The 21,198-nt window shown below is 29.6% G+C and carries 21 protein-coding genes and 1 tRNA gene; 4 read left to right on the top strand and 18 right to left on the bottom strand.

Annotated elements, in window-relative coordinates; genetic code table 11:
• Positions 1 to 4 precede the first annotated feature (4 nt).
• The 3 genes from CQ046_RS22500 to CQ046_RS22490 form a co-directional block, all read right to left on the bottom strand.
• Positions 5 to 1,546, bottom strand: coding sequence for a T9SS type A sorting domain-containing protein (locus tag CQ046_RS22500; protein WP_105704411.1), 1,542 nt, complete (start codon positions 1,544 to 1,546; stop codon positions 5 to 7).
• A gap of 210 nt (positions 1,547 to 1,756) precedes the next feature.
• Positions 1,757 to 2,575 carry a hypothetical protein gene (locus CQ046_RS22495; RefSeq protein ID WP_123906673.1) on the bottom strand — a complete coding sequence of 273 codons (819 nt, stop codon included), beginning with the start codon at positions 2,573 to 2,575 and terminating at the stop codon, positions 1,757 to 1,759.
• Positions 2,576 to 2,587: 12 nt separating this feature from the next.
• Complete coding sequence (locus CQ046_RS22490; RefSeq protein ID WP_105704409.1) at positions 2,588 to 2,935, bottom strand: hypothetical protein; 348 nt, start codon at positions 2,933 to 2,935, stop codon at positions 2,588 to 2,590.
• 441 nt (positions 2,936 to 3,376) lie between these two features.
• Between CQ046_RS22490 and CQ046_RS22485 the strand changes: the two genes are divergently transcribed.
• From CQ046_RS22485 to CQ046_RS22475, 3 genes are all read left to right on the top strand, one after another.
• Complete coding sequence (locus CQ046_RS22485; protein WP_123906672.1) at positions 3,377 to 4,237, top strand: hypothetical protein; 861 nt, start codon at positions 3,377 to 3,379, stop codon at positions 4,235 to 4,237.
• Between the two features lie 223 nt (positions 4,238 to 4,460).
• Positions 4,461 to 5,447 carry a BT4734/BF3469 family protein gene (locus CQ046_RS22480; protein WP_105704407.1) on the top strand — a complete coding sequence of 329 codons (987 nt, stop codon included), beginning with the start codon at positions 4,461 to 4,463 and terminating at the stop codon, positions 5,445 to 5,447.
• A gap of 165 nt (positions 5,448 to 5,612) precedes the next feature.
• Positions 5,613 to 7,565 (top strand): reverse transcriptase/maturase family protein, encoded by a 1,953-nt coding sequence (locus CQ046_RS22475; RefSeq protein WP_105704406.1) that lies wholly within the window; start codon positions 5,613 to 5,615, stop codon positions 7,563 to 7,565.
• A gap of 544 nt (positions 7,566 to 8,109) precedes the next feature.
• Here the strand turns inward: CQ046_RS22475 and CQ046_RS22470 are convergent.
• From CQ046_RS22470 to CQ046_RS22460, 3 genes are all read right to left on the bottom strand, one after another.
• A complete protein-coding gene (locus CQ046_RS22470; RefSeq protein ID WP_105704405.1) occupies positions 8,110 to 9,339 on the bottom strand; it encodes a BT4734/BF3469 family protein in 1,230 nt (409 codons plus the stop codon).
• Between the two features lie 214 nt (positions 9,340 to 9,553).
• The gene (locus CQ046_RS22465; RefSeq protein WP_105704404.1) at positions 9,554 to 9,817 is read right to left on the bottom strand and encodes a helix-turn-helix domain-containing protein; all 264 of its coding nucleotides are present in this window, start codon (positions 9,815 to 9,817) and stop codon (positions 9,554 to 9,556) included.
• A gap of 818 nt (positions 9,818 to 10,635) precedes the next feature.
• Positions 10,636 to 12,099 (bottom strand): tyrosine-type recombinase/integrase, encoded by a 1,464-nt coding sequence (locus tag CQ046_RS22460; RefSeq protein ID WP_228407028.1) that lies wholly within the window; start codon positions 12,097 to 12,099, stop codon positions 10,636 to 10,638.
• Between the two features lie 358 nt (positions 12,100 to 12,457).
• On the opposite strand from CQ046_RS22460, the gene CQ046_RS22455 reads away from it, so the two are divergent.
• Positions 12,458 to 12,528: transfer RNA gene (locus CQ046_RS22455), tRNA-Gln, on the top strand.
• A gap of 129 nt (positions 12,529 to 12,657) precedes the next feature.
• On the opposite strand, the gene CQ046_RS22450 is transcribed toward CQ046_RS22455, so the two are convergent.
• The 12 genes from CQ046_RS22450 to CQ046_RS22395 all read right to left on the bottom strand — a co-directional run bounded on the left by CQ046_RS22450 (position 12,658) and on the right by CQ046_RS22395 (position 20,898).
• Positions 12,658 to 13,425: a hypothetical protein gene (locus CQ046_RS22450; RefSeq protein ID WP_123906671.1), complete on the bottom strand. Its 768-nt coding sequence runs from the start codon at positions 13,423 to 13,425 to the stop codon at positions 12,658 to 12,660.
• Positions 13,422 to 14,261, bottom strand: coding sequence for a UPF0489 family protein (locus tag CQ046_RS22445; RefSeq protein ID WP_105704401.1), 840 nt, complete (start codon positions 14,259 to 14,261; stop codon positions 13,422 to 13,424). Before CQ046_RS22445 ends, CQ046_RS22450 begins: the two co-directional genes overlap by 4 nt.
• Positions 14,262 to 14,320: 59 nt before the next feature.
• Positions 14,321 to 14,911 carry a hypothetical protein gene (locus CQ046_RS22440; RefSeq protein ID WP_105704400.1) on the bottom strand — a complete coding sequence of 197 codons (591 nt, stop codon included), beginning with the start codon at positions 14,909 to 14,911 and terminating at the stop codon, positions 14,321 to 14,323.
• 265 nt (positions 14,912 to 15,176) lie between these two features.
• Entirely contained in the window at positions 15,177 to 15,569 is a 393-nt protein-coding gene (locus CQ046_RS22435) for a hypothetical protein (RefSeq protein ID WP_105704399.1), read from the bottom strand.
• 82 nt (positions 15,570 to 15,651) lie between these two features.
• Complete coding sequence (locus CQ046_RS22430) at positions 15,652 to 16,623, bottom strand: hypothetical protein (protein WP_105704398.1); 972 nt, start codon at positions 16,621 to 16,623, stop codon at positions 15,652 to 15,654.
• A 73-nt stretch (positions 16,624 to 16,696) separates the two neighbouring features.
• Entirely contained in the window at positions 16,697 to 17,140 is a 444-nt protein-coding gene (locus CQ046_RS22425) for a hypothetical protein (RefSeq protein ID WP_123906670.1), read from the bottom strand.
• A gap of 10 nt (positions 17,141 to 17,150) precedes the next feature.
• Positions 17,151 to 17,429, bottom strand: a complete 279-nt coding sequence (locus tag CQ046_RS22420; protein ID WP_105704396.1) for a helix-turn-helix transcriptional regulator — start codon at positions 17,427 to 17,429, stop codon at positions 17,151 to 17,153.
• 110 nt (positions 17,430 to 17,539) lie between these two features.
• Positions 17,540 to 18,331 carry a hypothetical protein gene (locus CQ046_RS22415; RefSeq protein WP_105704395.1) on the bottom strand — a complete coding sequence of 264 codons (792 nt, stop codon included), beginning with the start codon at positions 18,329 to 18,331 and terminating at the stop codon, positions 17,540 to 17,542.
• Between the two features lie 74 nt (positions 18,332 to 18,405).
• A complete protein-coding gene (locus CQ046_RS22410) occupies positions 18,406 to 19,182 on the bottom strand; it encodes a hypothetical protein (RefSeq protein ID WP_105704394.1) in 777 nt (258 codons plus the stop codon).
• 170 nt (positions 19,183 to 19,352) lie between these two features.
• Positions 19,353 to 19,613, bottom strand: a complete 261-nt coding sequence (locus CQ046_RS22405; protein ID WP_105704393.1) for a hypothetical protein — start codon at positions 19,611 to 19,613, stop codon at positions 19,353 to 19,355.
• Positions 19,614 to 19,830: 217 nt separating this feature from the next.
• Positions 19,831 to 20,469, bottom strand: a complete 639-nt coding sequence (locus CQ046_RS22400; protein ID WP_105704392.1) for a hypothetical protein — start codon at positions 20,467 to 20,469, stop codon at positions 19,831 to 19,833.
• Positions 20,470 to 20,556: 87 nt separating this feature from the next.
• Positions 20,557 to 20,898 carry a transposase gene (locus CQ046_RS22395; protein WP_105704391.1) on the bottom strand — a complete coding sequence of 114 codons (342 nt, stop codon included), beginning with the start codon at positions 20,896 to 20,898 and terminating at the stop codon, positions 20,557 to 20,559.
• Positions 20,899 to 21,198: the final 300 nt, after the last annotated feature.

Below are 21,198 nucleotides of genomic sequence, written 5' to 3'. Positions count from 1 at the left end.
AGTTTTATTTCTTTATCAGCTTCGCATTCGCTGTTTTATTATTATCAGTTTTTATAGTCACTAAGTAAGCACCTTGAACTAAGGACTGAGTATTTATCTTGGTGACTCTATTCTTCGTTTTTATACTCTGAAGCTGTCTTCCGCTCATATCATACAAAAGAATATCTGCATCTTTGAAGTTAAAGCCTATTTCTACGTAAGCATAGTCAGAAACAGGATTCGGATAGATCTTGATGTCGTATTTTTCAATCAGCTGATCAACCTGCTTATCTCCCAGTTTTACGATCTTCCAGTTTTCTTTACCTAACTCTTCAGCACTTGTCCCTGCAAGAATAATTGAGCCATCTCTGTTCAGCTTTAAATCCGAAAGTCTTTCTTCCTTCTTTCTGGATTCTCCTTTTACGTGTTTTCTCCACTGCTCATTTCCATTTTGATCTAAGTATAACATCCAGAAAGTTTCATCACCTGTTTGTATTCTGCCTTCAGCCTGAGTGTAGCCACCTAATAATACGCCTTTTGTAGATTTGTCATCTGCTGAATGAAGAACACTCATACTCATTAGAATATCTCTGTTTCCAAAGTTGTAAGATTTTTGGAACTGCTCATTCCCATTTTGATCTAATGCAATAAGCCATAAATCTGTTGCTTCTTCTATTCCTACAGTTTTATTGCCTGATCTTTCTGATCTGGATTCTCCACCTATGAGGTAACCATTAGAAGTTGAGGCTAGGGTTCTGATATGATCATCTCCTTTTCCTCCAAAGTTTTTCTCCCAGTCAATTTTTCCGTCTTTTGAGAGCTTTATAATCCAATAATCTCCTTCACCGTAGTTTTCTGTTTTCTTTGTACCACTGATACCACTTCTGGAGTAAATTCCAAGTAATGCTCCGCCATCACGGGTTGGGATCATCTTTTCTACTTCATCAATCGCCTTACCACCAAAAATGAGTTGGGATAATTCTTTTCCGTCTTTGTCTAATTTAACGATAAGTACATCTTTTGAACCGTAGCCTTTTGATGAGTTTTGGACAGTGCCTGCAACTATAAACCCCTGGTCAGTTGTTTGAATAACTGATCTGGCTTCTTCATCTACTGAAATTCCTATGGTCTTTTGCCATAACTCATCTCCAAATTCATTGATTCGAATTAACCAAATGTCTGATCCTCCTTTAGAATCCTCTTTTTTATCCAATCCCTTGCCTGAATATGATGTTCCAGAAATAAGGAATCCTCCGTCCTGAGTAGTGACCGTTGAAGATAGATAGTCGTGATTGTTTCCTGAAAAATATTTTTCAAAAACTTGTTCTCCCTGCTGATCCAGTTTTACAAGGTGAAAATCATAACCGTTGTTTTGTTTGCTGTTCTGTTGGAGTTTATCACTTTGAATAGAACTTCCTGTGACAAGATATTGCCCGTCAATAGTCGTCGTAATCTGGCTTAGAAAATCCTGCGAATTGGATTTTAAATCTTTCTGCCAAAGTACCTCTTGGGCAAATATGCCCGTAATAGTGCATAGAGATAATGCACACATGTAGAGTTTTTTCATACTTGTGTTGATTAATGTTAAATAAATAGTGATTATAATAATTGTGTATATGAGAAATACACAAATTGCGTAGTAAATTTATTGTCTCATAGTTGTGTTTTTTTAATGCGTTCAAAATTAAAACTTTTTATTTTCTCTTCAAAGAGATTTATTGGCTTTCCTAATTTAATAATACAAAGGTATATCTGCAAAGCGACAAAACATGTCGTATTATATTGCATTATTGAAAAATGAATAATATTGAGTTTGTAATATTTGATAAGTACCCTTAATTATTTTTCCAACTTCAATCTTAGAGATATTAGAAGCTTTGGAGTATTCTTCTATTTGATCCATTGAAATTTCTTCGTAGACTCTCAATAAAGCATTAATAGCTATCTCTCGATCATCTAATATTCCTTTGATTTCCATTTCTCTTAAATCTAAAACTAAAGTCTGTTTTGCTGATTCAATTAAAGTTTCTTTTAATCTTGTCTCCCTTTGACTGTATGAAAGTTGATTGTCTTTTTGTGTAGGCAGAGATGTATTTACTTTGCTTTTTGAATTAGCCCAAACAAAGAATAACACCATACCTAATATTATAATTAGTGGAATAAAAACATTTAATAATTCATCAATATCGAAGCTCTTTTGGTACTTACTTACAGGAGCAATAGGCTTTTGTTCTACAGTCTTGATTGGCTGTACTACAGGTGCTTGGTTGGGTACAGTACTTTTGTTAGGAAACATCTCATCAATTACTTCCTGAACTTTGCCCGCCTCTTTTAGTGTTGGTTTAGATTTTACATCTCTGATAATTTCTCTTATCTCAGGTCTAATATCTTCAGATATAGCAGGTTCTTTAATCTTGTTTACCCAATCGGGATATATACTTTGCTGGGATTGATTAGGCTCTTTTACAGGTTGGTATGTAGGAGCAGAATTACTTATTCCAGATGTATTAAATTGCTCATCAAGTGTAACTATATTTGATTGTGCTTTAACTGTAAAAATAACCGCCAATGACACAAAGACTAAAACCTTTTTCATCATACAATAGTTTTACTGTTTTACATCAAAAGGATTTTCTCCTACCCCCATGAAAACACTTCCCATTCTCTTATACTTCATTTCCTTACCTTTCACACAAACGGAATACATTCCATTTCCTTTTTGTTCAGATATTCTTAAAAAGATCACATCTTTCTCATTACAGTCATTTTCTACTGCAATATGTTTTCTAAGATCTTCAATAGTAGCATCTACCTTTTTTAAGAAAGACTGTACTTTTTTGTCTGGTTTGGGTTCTTGATAATTTGTTGGAAGGTCACATTTTGAATCTTTTTGTGTTTGTTGTGCAAAAAATAGTGTTGGCAAGATTAAACCAATTGTGAATAATAATTTTTTCATAATGAAAGTTTTTACTCACTCAGTCCCAAAGTGAAAGATTTAGTTTATACATGCAGAAAGCGTGGAACTTTGCACTATCTATTCTTACAGAGGCTCTGGTAAGCCATTAGGAAATAAACAGGAAAGCCCACGCCTATGGCATGAGCATTTCGCTTATTTATCTACTCCTAATTTTGAATTTACCAGATTCCTGTAAGGTAGTATAAAAAGCAAACGCTTTGTTTCTCAATAAAATTTGAATTGCAAAGATATAAAAATTTGCAATCCGTTTTTAGCTATCAAAAATTGTTCCTTTCAATATTAAAGTTATTATATTTGAAAAATTATTAAAACACCATGTTCAAAAAAATATTACTAATATTATTTCTAATTTTCTTCGTCTTTTCTTTTTCACAAACATATACCTCCAATAATAATCAGCAAAGCAAGAAAATTGAATTATTGAATAAAAAAGTAGATTCTCTAATTTCTGAACAAAATGGTATTAAAACTAAAATCTTAGAAGAACGAATTAATCAAGCTACAGAAACAATTACAAACCAAAGTTCTATGATTTCATCATTTGGGACTTTATATACAGTTATTACAATAATTCTAGCTTTTATAGGGGTTGTACTCCCTATCTTGACTTATCAGTTTGGAATTAAACCGTCCAGAGATGCTTTAAAGGAATTTGAAGAAAAATCTGAAACTAAATTCAATACTTTTCTAAAAGAAAGAAGAGTAAAAGAATTTGATAACGCAATTGAAAATTTAAAAAGTGAAGACAATCAGGTAAGAACTAACGGCTTAAATTTTCTAACATTTAATATTCATTACGGTTTTAACAAAAATCAGATACTTAAAATATTAGAAATTATTAGTAATACAAATGACGAAAGCTTTTCAGATCAACTATTACACTGTATATCTCAAGAAAGAAATGAGGATTTAAAAAAATATTATCTCCGATATTTACAAACTACAACTTATAAACCAGGTGCAACAATATATTATTGTCTCACGTTTTTGTCTTACTACAATTATAATGAATATAAAAATGAATTAAAAACTTATATATCTAATGATAATGGTTTTTCGACATTTCTTACAGCTTGTTCTCATTTATGCAAAAACAATGATTTTATAGATTTATTAAATGATAAAAGTATAATTGATAACCTTTCCTTAGAAAGTTTAGCTTATTTTCATGGAACCGATTTAGGAATACACCATATAAACAACTGGAAGCTAAATGAAGGAGTTTATAAGACGACATATTTATATGAAAAATTAAAAGAGAAATTCACTCCTGTTAATTAGATCAGATATTTTGAATTAAGCATTGAAAGGTTATCAAGGCTATTTTAATACTATATGGTAAGTAATGAATAAATAAAAGAACTTTTAAACAGAATACAAAAAAAATTATAAATTAATTTTACTAAAAACCTTGACAACTTTATTAAGGTTAGTTTTTTAATTGATGATTCTATAAGTGTTAAATACTTTTTATTATATTGGCATACTTAAAGAATAAATATTTATGGTGAATGATTTACAAGTTAGTTATTTAAGTAATCTTAGAAATTCAATTTCAATTGTTAAAACGCTAGAGGATATTTTTAAAGAAATTGAAAGTAATAAGATTAAATTATTTACTCTTGAATTAAATGAACTCTATAAATCAGGAAGCGAATTATACTCAATCAAGAAAAAAAATCTTCCCGTTGTTACTTTTTGTGCCTTATTTGAACAAAATAATCGAAAAAAAGAAGGAATCATACACTACAATCACTTATTGGTAATTGATATTGATAAATTAGATATTCAGTTAATTCAATCTGTTAAAGACATTCTCAATGATGATAATTTTATAATTGCTAATTGGATTTCCCCATCAGGAGCGGGTTTAAAAGGGATTATTAAACTAAAATTTAATGATGTTCAATTAACTAATGAAAATATAGACTTTCATCATAAAAGAGCATTCAAAAAAGTTTCTGCTTACTTTTTAGAAAAATATAATATTGAGCTTGATAAAAGTGGTAATGATTATACAAGGTTATGTTTTATCTCATGTGATGAAAATATTACAGTAAAAAAATTATATTCTGAGTTTGAAATTAATCATGATGAGTATGTAGAATCGATAAGTCAATCAGCATCTAAAACAAAAATAAACATTAATAAAAATTTAGGTACAAAAAGTAAATTTATTCTACACAATGATATAGGAAAGAATTCCCAATCTAATAAGAGAGAAATATTGAAAATTATTAATTTTCTTAAAAAAGAAAAAAAGTCTATAACCCATTCTTATGATGAATGGTTACGAGTAGCATTTGGAATATCAAATGCGTTTACCTTTGATTTAGGGAAAAAATACTTTATTGAATTGAGTAAAATGGATGAATTGAAATTTAATGAACTTGAATGTTTAGCAATAATAGAAGAATGTTATTATAATTCAAAAGGAACAATTAATTTTAACACTATAATTCATTTAGCTAAAAATAAAGGCTACAAATAAAAGCTAATAGAGAGTACCTAAACAGCGGTTAAATTTAATTTAATAGGTTGTTAGTGTTGACACTGTAATCAAGATTGAAATAAGTGGCAGGAACTTCAAAGACTTTGTCAGTATTTATGGTTAAAAATTCAGGGACTCTCTATATAGCTAAAAATAATTTTAAAAATGTTAGAAGGTTATTTTTCTTATAAAAAAATACTAATTTCAATTTGTAAAATCAGAGCTAGACAAGCCAAACTAAGAAGTAAAAAACACTTGGTTCATCTTCTTTCGTCCGATGTTAGAACAAATTATCATTTAAATCACAAGAAAAACCAAAATAAAGTTAATGATGAAGATTTAGAATTACTAAATTCCATTTTACCACCACGCAGAAAATGGAAAACATTAAAAAAAGACAGGAGATATATTGATAATCATCAAAAAATAGATAGTATAAAATATAATACTGAAGCTTTATTCGAAACAATAAGATACTATAAAGACAAACATCCTAATGAACCATTTATAATTAACTTAAACAGGTTTATTAAAGATATTCAAGATTCAATTCTTAACCCTAATTTTAGCTTTATGACTCCAAAGATAATACCACAAGCTAAAAGTAAAGGACAATCAAAATGTCGCCCAATTGCACTGTTTAACTTAAAAGACAGGATTATAATAAGTCTAACAAACCAATATTTATCTCAATTTTTTGATGAACATTTTTATTCAGAATCTCACGCATTTCGGCCAAAACGATTTTATGATGACAAGACAATAGTTACTTCCCATCATCATGCAATGGATTCAATATTGAAGTATAGGACAAATTATAAAGGAAAAAAACTATACGTTAGTGAATGTGATATTAGTAAATTTTACGACTCGGTAAATCATACAATTGTAAAAAAATGCTTTAAAAAGCTAATAGCTCAAAGTAGTTCAAGCATTGATTCCAATGCGGAAAGAATCTTTTATAAATATTTGGATTCTTATTCATTTGTTCATAATGTCAAAATTTATAATAATACGAAGAAATATTCTGTATATTGGAAACAGCATAAAATTAGTGACGGTTATTTTGGATGGATTGATAATGAACTAAAAGAACTCAAATATTATCAAAACATTAATCGTAATCGAATAGGAGTTCCACAAGGTGGTGCAATCTCAGGTTTGATTGCTAATATGGTACTGCATTTTGCAGATATTGATTTATTAAAGAATAAAGATAATAAATTGCACTACGTAAGATTTTGTGATGATATGGTAATTATTCATCCTTATAAAAAACAATGCAAAGAATATTATGATACTTACACTAGGAGTTTAAAAAAGCTTAAACTTGTTCCACATCCATCAATACATTTCAATTTCCAAAATAGAGATACTTTTAAAGAATTTTGGTCTGAGGAAACAAAATCAAAAAGTCCTTACAAATGGTCATATTTATCTAAAAATTCAACAAGATGGATTGGTTTTGTTGGGTATGAAATTTCCTATAACAATGAAATTAGAGTTAGAAAAAGGTCATTAAATAAAGAAAAATCTAAACAAAGAGAACTTGTTGAATTAACACTAAGCAGTTTGAAAAATGGACAAAGAAAATCCAGAGATACAATTATAGAGTCAGTATGTAACAGACTTATAGGAATGTCGGTTGGTAGAGTTAATATCAAAAATTTTACTCAAATAGAAAATGATTTTTGTTGGGCAAAAGGTTTCAATCGATTATCTAAAAATAATCATATTGCAAAACAATTGAAAAATTTAGATAAATATAGAAATAAACAAATTGCCAGATTAAAACGAGAACTTTCAAGTGCAGACAATAAAAAAGAAGTCTTTATACCCAAATTCTTATTTAGTTGTATTCCTAAGGTTTCAATTTTTGATTCCGAAGAAATTCGTAAAGAATTAGTATCACTCAAAATATTGACTTCTAGATTTAAATTAACAGCCTTAAAATATGATGAAATTTGTGAAGATAGTTTTAAATTAAAACTTAGTAATAAATATCTTGTTAATGAAAGACTTATATTAAAAACTCTAATATCCTTTAAGCACAAAGAAAGAAATGTAAATTATTACGGAAAACCTTTTAGTTATTATTTTCACCTATTAGAAAAATGATTATAATAATCCCATTTTTCAACAAATTTAAACAAATAAAAATACGACACGTTTTGTCGTATTACTTTAATATGTTTGCCAAAGATTATCTGTTGATAAGATTTGAATGAGAATAGTATTACAATTTAAATCCCTAAGTCATGAAGAACAATTATAATAGTGAATTTTGGAAAAAATTCTGTGATAGCATTATTGAATCTGACGGCTATAAATGTTCAATATGTGGAAAAGAATCAAGTAAAACAATTCTTCAAGCTCACCATACGAAATATATAAAAGGCAAAAATTTAAAGATTTTGATTTTAAAGAAAATATGATTGAAACCGTATTTGAATTTTTTTAAATAGGATATTACTTTAGATAACTCTTGTTAGTAATATGGAAAGACTGACTTTACAACAGTCATGGTAAAGCCAATCATTTTGATTTTAAGCCACTTCATACACTTATAGCTATTACACCATAATTCCGATTTGAAACTCAGCAAAACACCGATAGAATAGCTTTAAACAACTCCTGCACCATAAATACCAGAACTGGAAACCTATGGATTATCACAATTTGGGACAGAAGCTTTGTTATCTTTGAAATAGTTATATACCATTGTTTTTTTTAGTCCTGTCAATTCCATTACTTTTTTAGGACTAACCTTACCGTCTGTATGACAATTCCAATTGCAGAATAATTCAGAGATTATATTTTTCTTTTCCTGCGTTTTTTGTCTTCTTTCCTGATTCAGAACCTCTAAGCATTTTCTACTTTTTTCAACAGCAGTAAGAGTAACATCTTCAAAGAAAAATCTTTTTGTTTTATTTGTTCGTGGACTCTGCCTATTGTCAAACGCTTTGTCTATTATGTCCCGAACTTCACTGTTTTCTAATGGAGTCTGTAAATTTATCATATTGGCACGGAATATCATTTTAGATAATATTTTTTTGTCTAAATCTGGATTTAGGAAAAGTAACCGCTTTGCATACAAACCTAGAGTTTTCTCACGGTTGCCCTTACTTACTCTTTTAGGCATAAAGGCAGTATGATATTTTACTTTATCCTGTCCACAATCATAAATACCATTATCATCGTATATAATTTCCATACCTTGAGTTACATCATCAAGATTATTGTATCTTATACCAATTTTTCCGTCACAGTATATACCTATTAAAGAGTTATATTTAATGATAGTGTTACGGAAATTTTTAGAGCCTGTGCTACTAAGTTCTACTGACTGCTCAGAAACCAGCTCTACTATAGGAAAAACCTCTACATTATCATTATAGTATGCATTCGGGTCATAAGATAACACAGTAAGCCTGTCAATTGATACTGCATGTTTATCAAAAGGTATATCTAGTACATTTGCAATCTCTTGAGTAGCGGTTTTGAAGTTATCAGGTGTTAGTCCATCAACTTTTACTACTAAAGTCAATCCAGTATTAGATAAACTTCGCCAATAGGCACATATATAAGCAGTATTGATTTCTAAATCCTGCTCGGTTTTACCATCCACATCAATATAAAGGTACCCTGTAGGTGTAGATATATTATCCCCTTTGAGATAGCCGTGTGAAAAACTAAAGTTAATGGATATTGCAGGAAGTTTGCTTATCTTGATTGTTCTATACTCCTTAGAATCTCTTTCTATAGTTCGAGCATATTCAACTAATTCTTTATGTTCTGGGGGTGGGTTTTTGATAAATTTCACTATTTCTTCAATGTCTTGAAATGAATCTGTAATAGTACGGTTAGTACAATAATCAATTTTGTTAATCATAATAAATACTGTTGTTAAAAAAAGGCATAACAAGGGCTGTACATAGCTTTTTTGCAATGCTTTAGATTTATATAAAAATGTTTTAGTTAATTTTTGGGCTGTTATTTAAGGTTCAAGCCCAACTGTAATACTTTTGATTGACAGATGTATCGATAAGAGGACAGTTTTTAGAATTATGCCCCACACACTAATAAAAACAACTGTCAAATTTGCTTTAAGGATTTAAACGTGCCAGAACTTCATTCTTGGAGTAATAAACTCTTTTGCCAATTTTAGTATTTTTCAAAGTTCCGTCATTATTCCAGTGAAAAAGTGTTGTTAGACTAACATCCAATAATTTAGCTGTTTCTGTACGAGTATAAAACTCTTTCTGATCTTTTGGAGCTTGATCCTGTTGCATTTTTTCTAGTACTTTGTAAACTATTTGCTCAAATTCCTGCATTAGTTCATCTTTTGAAATTGAAATTAATTGTATCATAATATTTATTTTTTATTTTATTTCTGATTAATACCAACAAAAAAGGAGACCCTTAAAGGATCTCCTATCTTATATTTTATTAATTTTTGGGCATAAAAAAAGACCTAACTCTTTCGAGCTGGTCTATTTATCTTTTTTATATAACTATTCTTTGTCTACTGTTTTGAGTCTTATACTTTAAATTAAAATACAACTCAAAATCTGAGCTTGCGTAATACGTTTTTAATGAGGTGCAACCCCTCTTGGTTCATCAAACCTTACGACTTTTTTTTGCATAACTTTCCCAATCATAGCACCGTAAATTTGTTATTGCAGTTACGTTCTGCTATTTGTGCCGTAGAGATTTGTTCTCCTAATTTCATTTTTGGACGTAATTGTCCCCTGTCTACTTGTTTTTGATTAATGTTTTATCAAAAACAGAGTGACCAACACGTTTTTATTGAGGTGCGTCCCCTCTCTAGTGGCTTGTTCTAGTTTGGATTTTTTTAGTCATAGCATTTAAACCATGCTAAATAAACATAATTCTCCAATGTCTCAATATGAGCTGACTGTTGCCGTTTTTAAACAGGTGACTCCCCTTATCACTATTCCAAGTGAAACAGAATTTTTAAACATAATTATACACTTACTCAAAATTATTAAGTTTACACTGTACAACTTTTAAGAGTGTACTAATTCCTAGTGGTGACTAACTATAATCATAGAAAATTATTGAATAAAGAACGCTAATCTGATTATCATTTTAAATAACCTTTTCTAAAAATCAATCTTTTTTCTATACTCAACTAACATGCCAAAATTTTATTTTTTTTAGCCTTTTATGAAATATTTTTGTTAATATTTATAATTTCAGCTAGCTGTTCAATGTTTCCACTTTCAATAAGTTCCTGCATTTTCTGCATTTGAGCTTTAAGTTCTTCAATTTCTTTAGTTTGTAAATCAACCTTTTGAAGTTTCTCGTTTCTTGCTTTTATATTTTCCTGCCTTATTTGTTCGTGTTCAAAGGTTGGCTTGAAGTATGTTTTAAAAATAGATTCGTCCGTATGTCCTGTGTATTGCCAGATTTCCAACAAATCCCATCCTTCAATATATCGGTTAGTACAGAAGCTCCTGCGTGAATCGTGAAACGCTATTTTGTCCGCAAAATTGATTTTTTCTAACACTACTCCATCAGTCGTAGGACGTTCACGCATTATTACCTTTTCATTGAAGTAAGGTACTAACGTAAAAAGCTCTTTCAGGTACTCATTAGTATTTTGGTTAGATATGGTAATATCTTGAATATCGTTATTATATTTATTTAAAATCTCTTCCGTAAATCCAAAAAACGGGAAATTTACTATTTTGTACTTTTCTATTCCTGAACTTTTCTTTAGTAAGATATTCATCTTTTTACCGCTGTGGTCAATATGTCCGCTCTCAATACGTGTAATATCTCCGAATCTGAGTGAAGTATGACAGGCAAGAACAAATAAATCCCGAACTCTCTCTAGTCTCGGAGCATCTGAAAAATTATGTTCATACAATATTTTGATTTCATGTTCAGTCAGAACCATATGGAAACTTGGCGGAACTTTAACGCTGTATTCATCCTGTAAATAACTTCTGTTATCCGTGTAGCCTTTTTCAAATGCACGTTTTTGTATCTGTGACAGTCTTTTGATTCGGGTTTTGAGTGTATTTAATGATTTTACTCTTTCCGTATCAAATAACCAGTTCTGGAACTCCAAACACTGCACCTCATCAAATTTGTCAATATCCAAAAAAATATTGTTATCACTAGCAAAATCTTTTAAATCCCGATACATCACATTGAAAGATGATATATAAGTTTTATGTAGGGTTTTCTGTTCAGATGATTCAGCACGATTATTTCTAAGTTCAATCAATCTCATAAACTCTTGAAAAACATCATCAAAAGATTTTTTGCTTCTCTGTACTGTAGTAAGTTGTTTTCCAGCCATTGCATTATCTACAATGGTTTTTAGCTCGTCCTTTGTCGGCATACGGTTGTAATGCTCATTGAAACTTTTATGAGTATCTACAATGGACGTTTTGAATTTAGCAAGCTTCTGATTGATTTCTCTTTTATCACCGCCAGAGGTAACAGTTTTAGAATCTGAATCCCAAATACTTGGAGCAACCTTTAGACCTGTCGAAAAATCTACTTTCAAATCTTTGAAAGAATATCTGCCCATTATTCGGGAGATTTCTTTTGCAGGTTCTTTCAATCTAAAATTAACGCTTCCTGTTTCGTTGTTGTACTTCTTAGTTACTCCCATAAAATAAAAAATTCGCATAACAAATATACGAAAATTTAAAAATTAGTCACCTTTTTGGTCATCCTATTTTTTAAACACATTTGAATTTATTTACATTCAATAAAACATAAAACCCTATTTATAAGCAATTTGAAATAATAAACAAATTCAACAAAGTATAAATAAGTATAAGATTACATACCCTGTGGGTCTACAAACCATCCTTTTTAAGGATGGTTTTTGTTTTTAGAATAATAGGGTATTTGGGTATAGAAAAATTCAGACTTTATCCTTTTTCACCTTAAAAAAGCAAGAATTTTCAAAGGAGGTATTTGTAAATAAGAAAAAAATATATAAATTTGCATCACCAAAGTAAAGCAGACCTATAGTGTAACGGTAGCACTCCGGTTTTTGGTACCGTCAGTCGGGGTTCGAATCCCTGTGGGTCTACAATCTAATAAAAAACCACTTGATTTTCAAGTGGTTTTTTATTTTCTAGTCAATATATAGTCAATAAGTTTATTTTCTATTAAAATTTTATGAAGACTCCTTTATAAATATTACTTGTCCAAATTTAACTTAAACATACTTTCTCAAAGTTTCTTTTTGTCGATAATCCAAAGGTATTGGTAGATGCGTTTCAAGTATTGGCAATAGGAAATTTACAGTAGTTTCTCTGTCTTTATTGAAAAACTTCCAGGGAAATAAGTCATATAAGGGAGTATGATTTCCCAATAAGAGATTATCATATGAGAGAACAAATCCAAAAGGATAAAAAGCAAATTCAGAAATTGCTCCAATATCGCTAACCATGCTCCACTTTAACTTTCTAAACGAATGAGGTCTGATTAAATATAAATATAAACGATATTTATCTGGAAGATAATTTTGATCAGGATTGTTTATATACTCTCTCAATTCAGGATAGGAATCTGTATACCATGTATCATTCATAGATATGAACATAGATATAATATGCTTATAAATTCTTAATAAATTAAGATTCTCGATTGTGAAGTAAACTTTATCAGAATTGGGTTTAATGGAGGAAATTATATGGCTTGCACAATAAGCAAAATGTCTGAAAGCCCCTACATACTCTTTATTTAGAAAATTATTACACTCTTCACATAGTGAATGATCCCCCAAAGGTCCTTCATAAATTCTCTTATTAGGTTTTCTATCATCAATCCAATCTAATGTATTCATTTCTACCGGATCAAGATGAAAATACTTCATTCTTTTATTAAATGTTGATTTTGGTGGAAAATGTTCAAAAGACAACATATCTTCTTTGAGGCACAAACGGCAGAATCCAAGTTTTTTATTTTTAATTTTTCTACTCATTTTTTATTTTTTAGATGCCTCCATTGCGTTTCTTTTTTCCATTTTCCAGGATATGAAGTAAATAATGATGGTTTAAACCAAATATTATTAATTAGTTTAAGAAATTTATATGCTTTCAAAAGCCCTCCAGTATGTTCTGGTTCTACAGCAATGGTAATACCTTGGAGCCTTTGGAAAATCCATTCGATTAAAGGATTATCAATTTTAAGCATTTCGCGTATCGTTTCTTCTGACAAATAGGTATATTCGCTGCTTGCACTTCCCATCTGTAAAGGATTCTTTATTGTAAAAAAATCCAAATCTATATCAAAGTACACATTATTTTCATCACTGTTCAAAAGACAAGTCTTCAAATCATCATACTTTTTAAATTTCTTGACAGTATGAATATTTCCATACCTATCAATGAATTCCTCATCATTCCAAGCAGTCTCAGAAGTTCCCTGACGACAATGTATATAAATATCTCCTATGATATTTAAATATGCTGCAGCCATAATATGAGTATCATTTATATGGCTTAAGTTAGCCCAACAATATAAAGCTACATCTTTGTTATTGTTTAAATCTAGCTCTTTAAGCATTTCTTTTTCGCTTGTAGTAGGGTATACTAAATCTTGATGCCAATCCAAAGAAACCAAACTTGGACTATAATTAATTCTATCATCGTCAATTAATTTCTGTGTCCAATAATTCCAAAAGAAAAATGCATATCTATGGTCATTAAATATTGATATTTCAATACTTTTCCAATCCTGATAGTAAGGATGCGAAAGTAATTGCGTTATTGAACCAGGAGGTTTAACATGTTTGTCGTTTCGAAAATTCAGTTTCATAAAATAAAAAACATCTTTTTTTACAGATAATACTTAATTCTTAAATGTAGGATAAAAAATTATGCTAGCAAAAATTTTTCAACATTTTCAAAATCAATATCTTTCCTTGCATTTATCTTTTTCATAAGCTGAAGATACTTCTTAGTCGGTTTCCCATTATAAAACTTCTTAAAATGCTTTTTATATAATTGCTCATACAATCTATCATCCAGATAAGTACCGAACACCTTTTCCCAATCCCTCCATTTTTTAGATTGTAACTGTTTTTCATAATACAGATCATTAAAAGCTGTCCTGTGAAGAAAATAACCACTGTTTAAATGTAACTTTCTACACACCTTAAATGTACTGGGACATACAAAAAACCATAGTAAACCATTTCCCAGGTTTGCAGGTTTGGTAATAAGCTTGACAGTATAATTAATCTTTTGAGATTGATTAAAGGTATAGTCAAAGGTGACACTTCCTTTTGTCTCAGTAGTATCTATAATGACTGTAATTGAACTTGTTCTTTCTCCATTCTTATTAGTCCAATAAAGGTTCCTATTCATGGAGATATTAGGTTCTAAATATCCCAGTTTCCTTAAATCTGAGATACTAATGCACTTTAAGCACTCTACCTCATCAGGGGAATTACTCCAACGTCCCATAATTTCTATTTTTAATTGTTAATGTTTGTTAGTGTTTTACGGCTGCTTGGCTTTGGCCATTTGCTTTATTAAATTTTAATAAGTTATCTTAAAATTTTAGAGTCGGTTTTCTGTTTTGAATTAATAACCTAAATTATTAAGGAACTTTCCACATATTTTAGCTTGTTTTCATGTTAAACCCTTTATTCATAGTATTTACAGACGTTTCAAAATATGTTCGAAATTACACTTATTAAAAACGAATTATATTATCTGTAAACCTTCATCATTCCTCGATAAATACATCAAAATCGGGTAATTCAAAATCTATACTTTCAAGTAAATCTGGAATATTTATATCCATTTCCGACATTTTTATTTCAGGAAAATCTATCTCTATTTCATGCATTTCTATATCTAACACATTCATATCAAATTCAGGTATATTCATTTCAATATCCAATATCTTCAAAATATCAACATCTAAAGCTGACATATTAATTTCCAGGTCAGAAAGATTAACCTCTAATACTTCAATTTTTGGTTCCTGCAAATACTGATCTTTTCTCCTCTCATCTACTTTACTGTCTTTTAAATTTTCCTGACTATTTTTACACAAATCATAATTTCTTACATCAGCATTTATAATCTTTTTTGCTACTTTAACTTTCTTTTTCATACTCTTAATTTTTAAGGTATACTTTTAGACTTTTTCACCCTATATCTGAATGGTAAAAAAGTCCAAACATTTGTTTTTCAGTCTATCCAAAGTTGCTGGTAAAAAAGTCTAAACTTTTTGCTGTTAATAGTTCTATTTTATGTTTTATCAATTCCGAAACCTCACCTTTCAAATTTTGAGAATATTTCAACGTCATTTTTTCAAATCTGTTTTTATGGTAATATTTGTCCTTTTTGTTGAGGTTTATCCAATAATTTGGATTCCGATAATCTTTTAGCTTATTGATTTCTGATACTCTCATTTTGGTTTCATCCATAGTGTAGTCGTAGAAATAAACCTCCTGAAACTCTTTTAATAGAAAAATTTTAAGAGACTCACTCATTTCAGGCTTTGCAATATCAGATAAATAGACAAGTCCTAAATTGTTTAATATATTCATTTTCAAAAATTTGATTTCAAATCGTAAAGTATTGGCTTGAAGCTTTTTTTCTATCGTTTCTTTCAGAAAACTTGTTTCTTCTTGATTCTGCTTATTTTTTATAATGGGGGTTTGGGCTATCCTTTTTAATCTTTTCTCATACTGTGCAGTTTTATTATAAATCTTAATAATGTATTCTGTTTTGGCAGACTGATAATAAAAAGAACCTGAGATAGTTTTATTAAATTCTACTGATCGGTGAAACAGCAAATTTTGTAATATTATATTCGGATCAAATGGTAATTGAATATTTACCCCTACTTCAATATTTTCCAGCCTGCAATGTTTCGGTTTTAATATTATTTCAGTTTCAAGGTCTTGTAATGCTGAAGAAAAATTGATCATATCAAAATCATTTCCGTTAAAGTCTGTACGATTAAAAAATTTATGAATACTTCCCTTTATCATTACCCGACCAGAGGCATATTTGATGATCTGCATTCCAAAATATTCACCTTCCTTCTTATTGTCGGTTTCTCCGGTCTCATTGTTTACAGAAATCGTGAAATCGGTTTTGTTAGTGGGAAGCTCATAATCTTTGTCCGTGTACTGAATTTTCACAAAGTCGATCGGCATAATTTCTTATCTTTGTAAAGACAAAAGTTTAGACTTTTGTCAAAGTTTGAACAACCAAAGGGATATAAAGTTTTTATATTCCTTTTTTGTGAACTATACTCTGAGCGAGTTCTTTTATTCTTTCTGTTAATTCAGATTTCTCACATGGATAAAACTCTGGAAAAATACTGAGTTCAGTTAGCTGGCTATCTCTCGAATAACAGACAATACACAAAATCTTTTTATTTTCTATTAGTACATCCGTACAATAGAAATTACTGATTCCTGTTAGTTTTAATCCCAACCTTGTACATACAGACCAATTGGAAGCATCACGAAGCCGTAAAAGATTATTGAATCCACTAAAGGTATTATAACCATTGTTTTTTTCGATGCGTATCAATTCAGGGAAAAGATTTGCTTTGACAAATTCTTGTGGTATTTGTCCTTGCCTTTTATATTGTCGGAAGGTCTTTTTAACCTCATCTAGCTGGTAGATGATAGTTGCATAATCTTGATTATTGTTAGATGCTGGCATAATAGAAAATTTAATCATTAACAATCATTGCATTTTCTATCTCGTCCAGCCTGTAGTAAACCCTTGCACCGAGTTTATAGGATTTGAGGATTCCACGTTTGCGCCACTCATGAATCGTGGGTTTGGTAACACCAAAACGTTCGCAGATGTCTTCTGCGGAAAGGTAGCGTTTCGGTTCGTTTTCTCTGAAGGTTTTTTCCAGATCTGTAAGTAAGGATTCTTTAACCTTACTTACAATTTCGTTGATGAGGTTCTCGGGTTCTACCCCAATAAAATTTATAGATTCCATTGTATTGTGAGTTTTGTTTGTTTCACAATACAAATATTGAAATTACACTTACCGTATTTTAATATTTTGGGGTAGGCTTAGGGTAAAGTTGGGGTCTATTTTTATTTAAACTAGAGTTTTTTTTCATTAATGTATTTTCGTGCAAATTCTTTATGTTTTCTAGTAATCTGCTTTTGTGACAGGCTGTTTTTTCCAATCAGGGAAAGACAGTATTTTTTTACATTATCTTCATTTCCGCCAACGATAGCGTGAATAATCCTGTAAATATTTTCTTTGTTGGGAACATTATTATTAAGATCATTAATAAGATTCAAAGAGTCCAATAGGGCAATCCTTATAGGGATGTGATTATCGTTAGGTTCAATCAAAAATTCACGGTTGAAAAAACGAAAGAGTTTCAAGTGATCCCTATACACTATAAAACCTGATAATTTGAGATGAAAGTTATATAAGATGTCTAATACTTTTTCTTTATTCCCTTCATCATCTGCATAATACAAATGATACATAAAATCAAAAATCGGATCTTCACCATCAAAATCAATTTCAAAATTTTCTGATTGCAAATAATTTGAAAAAATTTCTAACATACAGGTACTCTGAAAGAAAATTGTTTGATCTTCCTCATGTATAGCATACTTAAAAGGTTCAAATATTTTTATTAAGGATTCTGAAAGTGAAAAATATTCCACCACCCCGTTTTGAATATTTTCAGAAAGAAATAAAATTCCTTCTTCTGAAATAGGGTTTTGAAACTCAAGTGATTTACCAAATCCTTTAAAAATATTACTCATGGATCTTTCCAGACCTTTTATAAAAGTAGATTCATAGGAAAACACCTCATTAATAAACAAATCTTTTTCTAGCTTTTCTAATTCTTTTAAATATTCTTTTTCTTTCATCGTATTTAAGTTTTAAATAAATTTATTGGTATTTATTGAACAAGTGCTTTAAAACCCAGAAATATCATGTCTATTTACATTTTCTTATCGTTGATATATCTTTGGGCAAACTCTTTATGTTTTTTAGTAATTTGTTTTTGTGACAGGCTGTTTTTTCCAATCAGGGAAAGACAATATTTTTTAACATTGTTTTCGTTTCCACCAACAATGGCATGAATGATCCTGTAAATATTTTCTCTGTTGGGAACATTATTATTCAGATCACTGATGAGGTTTAGGGAATCTAATATGGCAATTCTAATGGGAATATGATTGTCATTTGGAGAAATAAGAAACTCTTTATTGAAAAAACAGGTTAGCTTTAAAAAGTCTCGATAAATGATATAGTGAAACAGATTCAGTAAAAATTCTACCAGAATTTCCTGTGCGGTCTCCTTGGATTCTGATCCATTTAAATAATAAAAATAAAACAGAAAATTAAAAAGTTCATCATCTTTATCAAATTCCAATCTTTTTTCGTGTGAAAGGTAGCTTGAAAAGATTTTTAGAATGCAACTGTTCCTAAAGTAAATTTTTCCATTATCTATAGCGTAATCAAACTCTTTGAATATTTCTTTCAAATGATCAGTGATTAAAAAACTTTCTTCTACTGCCCTCTGCATAGCTTTTGAAAGCTCTATTACCTCATCTTCAACGGTCGGTTCTTTTTCCTCAAATATCCCCTGCAATCCTATAAAACAAATATCCATACATTTTTCTATGTGCTGTATGAATTCAGATTCATAAGATAAAACTGTAGCAATAAATAGATCTTCTTCGAGTTCATCCAATTTCTTTTTTTCGGCTTCCATTCTCAACTATTTTAATTTAACTATGTATTCTATTTAGCTAAACTAAATAGCAAATGCGACAAATAATGTCGCATTAAAATTTTTCTAAAAAAGTATATCTATAAATCTATAATCAATGATCCAGGTGTATCTGATAGGCACTCCCAGCAAACCTCCATATTGCTATCCATCTAAGATTTCTCAGCAACAATATATTCTATACTATAGCCTTCCTTTTCGAAAAATTCACATTGTATTTTTAATTCTTTTGTTTGTTTAAACAAATCATCCAACTGTTTCAAATCCTCTGGCTTTACATCTAAATAAACAATTTTCAAATAAAAATCGTTTCCTTGAGTTAGACCAACAGCCAAATTCACACTATAACTGTATAAATCTTCCAGTGTAATATGTGTTTGAATATTTGTTCGTGTAATAATTTTTTCTCTCATATTACAAAAAAAATTGCCTTGTTTTTAACTCTTCTAACAATTTTAATCTATTATCTTTTGCTTTACTGTAGGATGAAAATCATCTTTATAAAACGCTAATCTGATGGTTCTCTGATGATCTGTGTAGTTTATTGAAATTTAGGGTATTGCTTCCAATACCCTAAATAATCAACATATTTGTAAAATTATCTTTTACTAATAATATTTTAATAGACAATTATTCCTCCTCATCCTTATATATTTCAATGTTTCCTTCTTCCATGATAAATCTATGGCCAAAAGGTATTGCTAAATATTTCAAAACATCAGGACGAGCAAAAGCAACATGATAAAAATGTACCATCTTTAATGACTTAATATTGTCATTGTAATCATCTGTAATAAGATACCACCCACTCTCATCGTGAGGTGAATCATATCTTATTCCTTCAACATCCTTTCCTTCATAGACACCATCTGAGATAACAACTGATTGATTGAAATTTGGAAAAAAAGGAATAAGATTTTGTTGCCAACATATTTCACTTTGCTTTCTAACAACTGAAATGGCCGTATCACAACCTTTATTAAAGTCGCTACCATCAGAGTTTGCTTCATATAGATCATAGTAGTTCTCTTCTTCATCCAATCTAAATTGTAAAAGCCATGAATAATAGCCAATATTTTGGTTTTCAGAAATAATTGGTTTGCTATCTACAATGTAATCTATAATATACTTAATTACCTCTATATAGTTTTCAGGTTGATTATTACCAATAGTAACTCTAATTTCTTTAGATATATAAGAATATAATTCTTTTGTTTCTACATAAAGATTATCTACTATGTTTATTTGAATTCCTTTGTATTGTATCATTATCTATTTAAGGTGGATTTTTTAAAAAAAGTGCCCTTTTTAAACCTCTTCATAAATTATTAAATTATTAGCAGTAGACTAGAGTTTTTACTCTTGTTCAATTAATTCTAAAAACAAATCTTGTAGATCTTCATTAATTTTTTCGTTTTTATTTTCTGTCATTAGAATAAAATCTTCTTCAATATTATCGGCATGAGTTGTCCCATCTAATATTCCTAAAACATGAGATAAAGTATTGATTTCTACAATTCTTAAAAATTTTAAAAACACCTCTTTTTCTTCTCTTGAAAAATTAATATACATTGGAAGAATACTTTTCCAAATAGGATCAGTGGCCTCATTCGTATTTTCTAATAAACTTTTATATAACTCTAAATTAGCTTTAATAACGTCTCTATTGAGAATCTTTACGAATTCTTCAGCTTTCATTTTTTATATTTTATTATTTACTTAATATTTTTGGGCACATTGTTTTATTTGCTCTAATCAATTCTCGAAGTGTACTATTAGGGATACTCTGTAATCCATAGACACGTTTTAGCTCAAATATATATCTAGAAGCGGTCTAGTACTTGCGAAACTTCTAAATCCTATCATTTATAGTCTTTTATAAATTTCAAGGAAAAGTTTCCGATGTCCAGCAATTAGAATTGAACTCATCTTGACTTTCTTTTTATGAATTTTTTACAAGCAATAACAATAAAAGCTAAATAATTGAATCCGATCCAG

The organism is Chryseobacterium sp. MYb7 (assembly GCF_002979455.1).
Taxonomy (GTDB): domain Bacteria; phylum Bacteroidota; class Bacteroidia; order Flavobacteriales; family Weeksellaceae; genus Chryseobacterium.
This window is presented reverse-complemented; position numbering and strand designations above follow the sequence as displayed.

Bases quoted from the DNA above. Each gene is read 5' to 3' on its own strand.
- CQ046_RS22500 (WP_105704411.1), bottom strand. From the start codon at position 1,546: ATGAAAAAACTCTACATGTGTGCATTATCTCTATGCACTATTACGGGC.
- CQ046_RS22450 (WP_123906671.1), bottom strand. From the start codon at position 13,425: ATGAGTAGAAAAATTAAAAATAAAAAACTTGGATTCTGCCGTTTGTGC.
- CQ046_RS22400 (WP_105704392.1), bottom strand. From the start codon at position 20,469: ATGATACAATACAAAGGAATTCAAATAAACATAGTAGATAATCTTTAT.
- CQ046_RS22410 (WP_105704394.1), bottom strand. From the start codon at position 19,182: ATGGAAGCCGAAAAAAAGAAATTGGATGAACTCGAAGAAGATCTATTT.
- CQ046_RS22425 (WP_123906670.1), bottom strand. From the start codon at position 17,140: ATGCCAGCATCTAACAATAATCAAGATTATGCAACTATCATCTACCAG.
- CQ046_RS22415 (WP_105704395.1), bottom strand. From the start codon at position 18,331: ATGAAAGAAAAAGAATATTTAAAAGAATTAGAAAAGCTAGAAAAAGAT.
- CQ046_RS22480 (WP_105704407.1), top strand. From the start codon at position 4,461: ATGGTGAATGATTTACAAGTTAGTTATTTAAGTAATCTTAGAAATTCA.
- CQ046_RS22420 (WP_105704396.1), bottom strand. From the start codon at position 17,429: ATGGAATCTATAAATTTTATTGGGGTAGAACCCGAGAACCTCATCAAC.
- CQ046_RS22435 (WP_105704399.1), bottom strand. From the start codon at position 15,569: ATGAAAAAGAAAGTTAAAGTAGCAAAAAAGATTATAAATGCTGATGTA.
- CQ046_RS22495 (WP_123906673.1), bottom strand. From the start codon at position 2,575: ATGAAAAAGGTTTTAGTCTTTGTGTCATTGGCGGTTATTTTTACAGTT.
- CQ046_RS22460 (WP_228407028.1), bottom strand. From the start codon at position 12,099: ATGGGAGTAACTAAGAAGTACAACAACGAAACAGGAAGCGTTAATTTT.
- CQ046_RS22445 (WP_105704401.1), bottom strand. From the start codon at position 14,261: ATGAAACTGAATTTTCGAAACGACAAACATGTTAAACCTCCTGGTTCA.
- CQ046_RS22490 (WP_105704409.1), bottom strand. From the start codon at position 2,935: ATGAAAAAATTATTATTCACAATTGGTTTAATCTTGCCAACACTATTT.
- CQ046_RS22470 (WP_105704405.1), bottom strand. From the start codon at position 9,339: ATGATTAACAAAATTGATTATTGTACTAACCGTACTATTACAGATTCA.
- CQ046_RS22440 (WP_105704400.1), bottom strand. From the start codon at position 14,911: ATGGGACGTTGGAGTAATTCCCCTGATGAGGTAGAGTGCTTAAAGTGC.
- CQ046_RS22405 (WP_105704393.1), bottom strand. From the start codon at position 19,613: ATGAGAGAAAAAATTATTACACGAACAAATATTCAAACACATATTACA.
- CQ046_RS22430 (WP_105704398.1), bottom strand. From the start codon at position 16,623: ATGCCGATCGACTTTGTGAAAATTCAGTACACGGACAAAGATTATGAG.
- CQ046_RS22395 (WP_105704391.1), bottom strand. From the start codon at position 20,898: ATGAAAGCTGAAGAATTCGTAAAGATTCTCAATAGAGACGTTATTAAA.
- CQ046_RS22475 (WP_105704406.1), top strand. From the start codon at position 5,613: ATGTTAGAAGGTTATTTTTCTTATAAAAAAATACTAATTTCAATTTGT.
- CQ046_RS22465 (WP_105704404.1), bottom strand. From the start codon at position 9,817: ATGATACAATTAATTTCAATTTCAAAAGATGAACTAATGCAGGAATTT.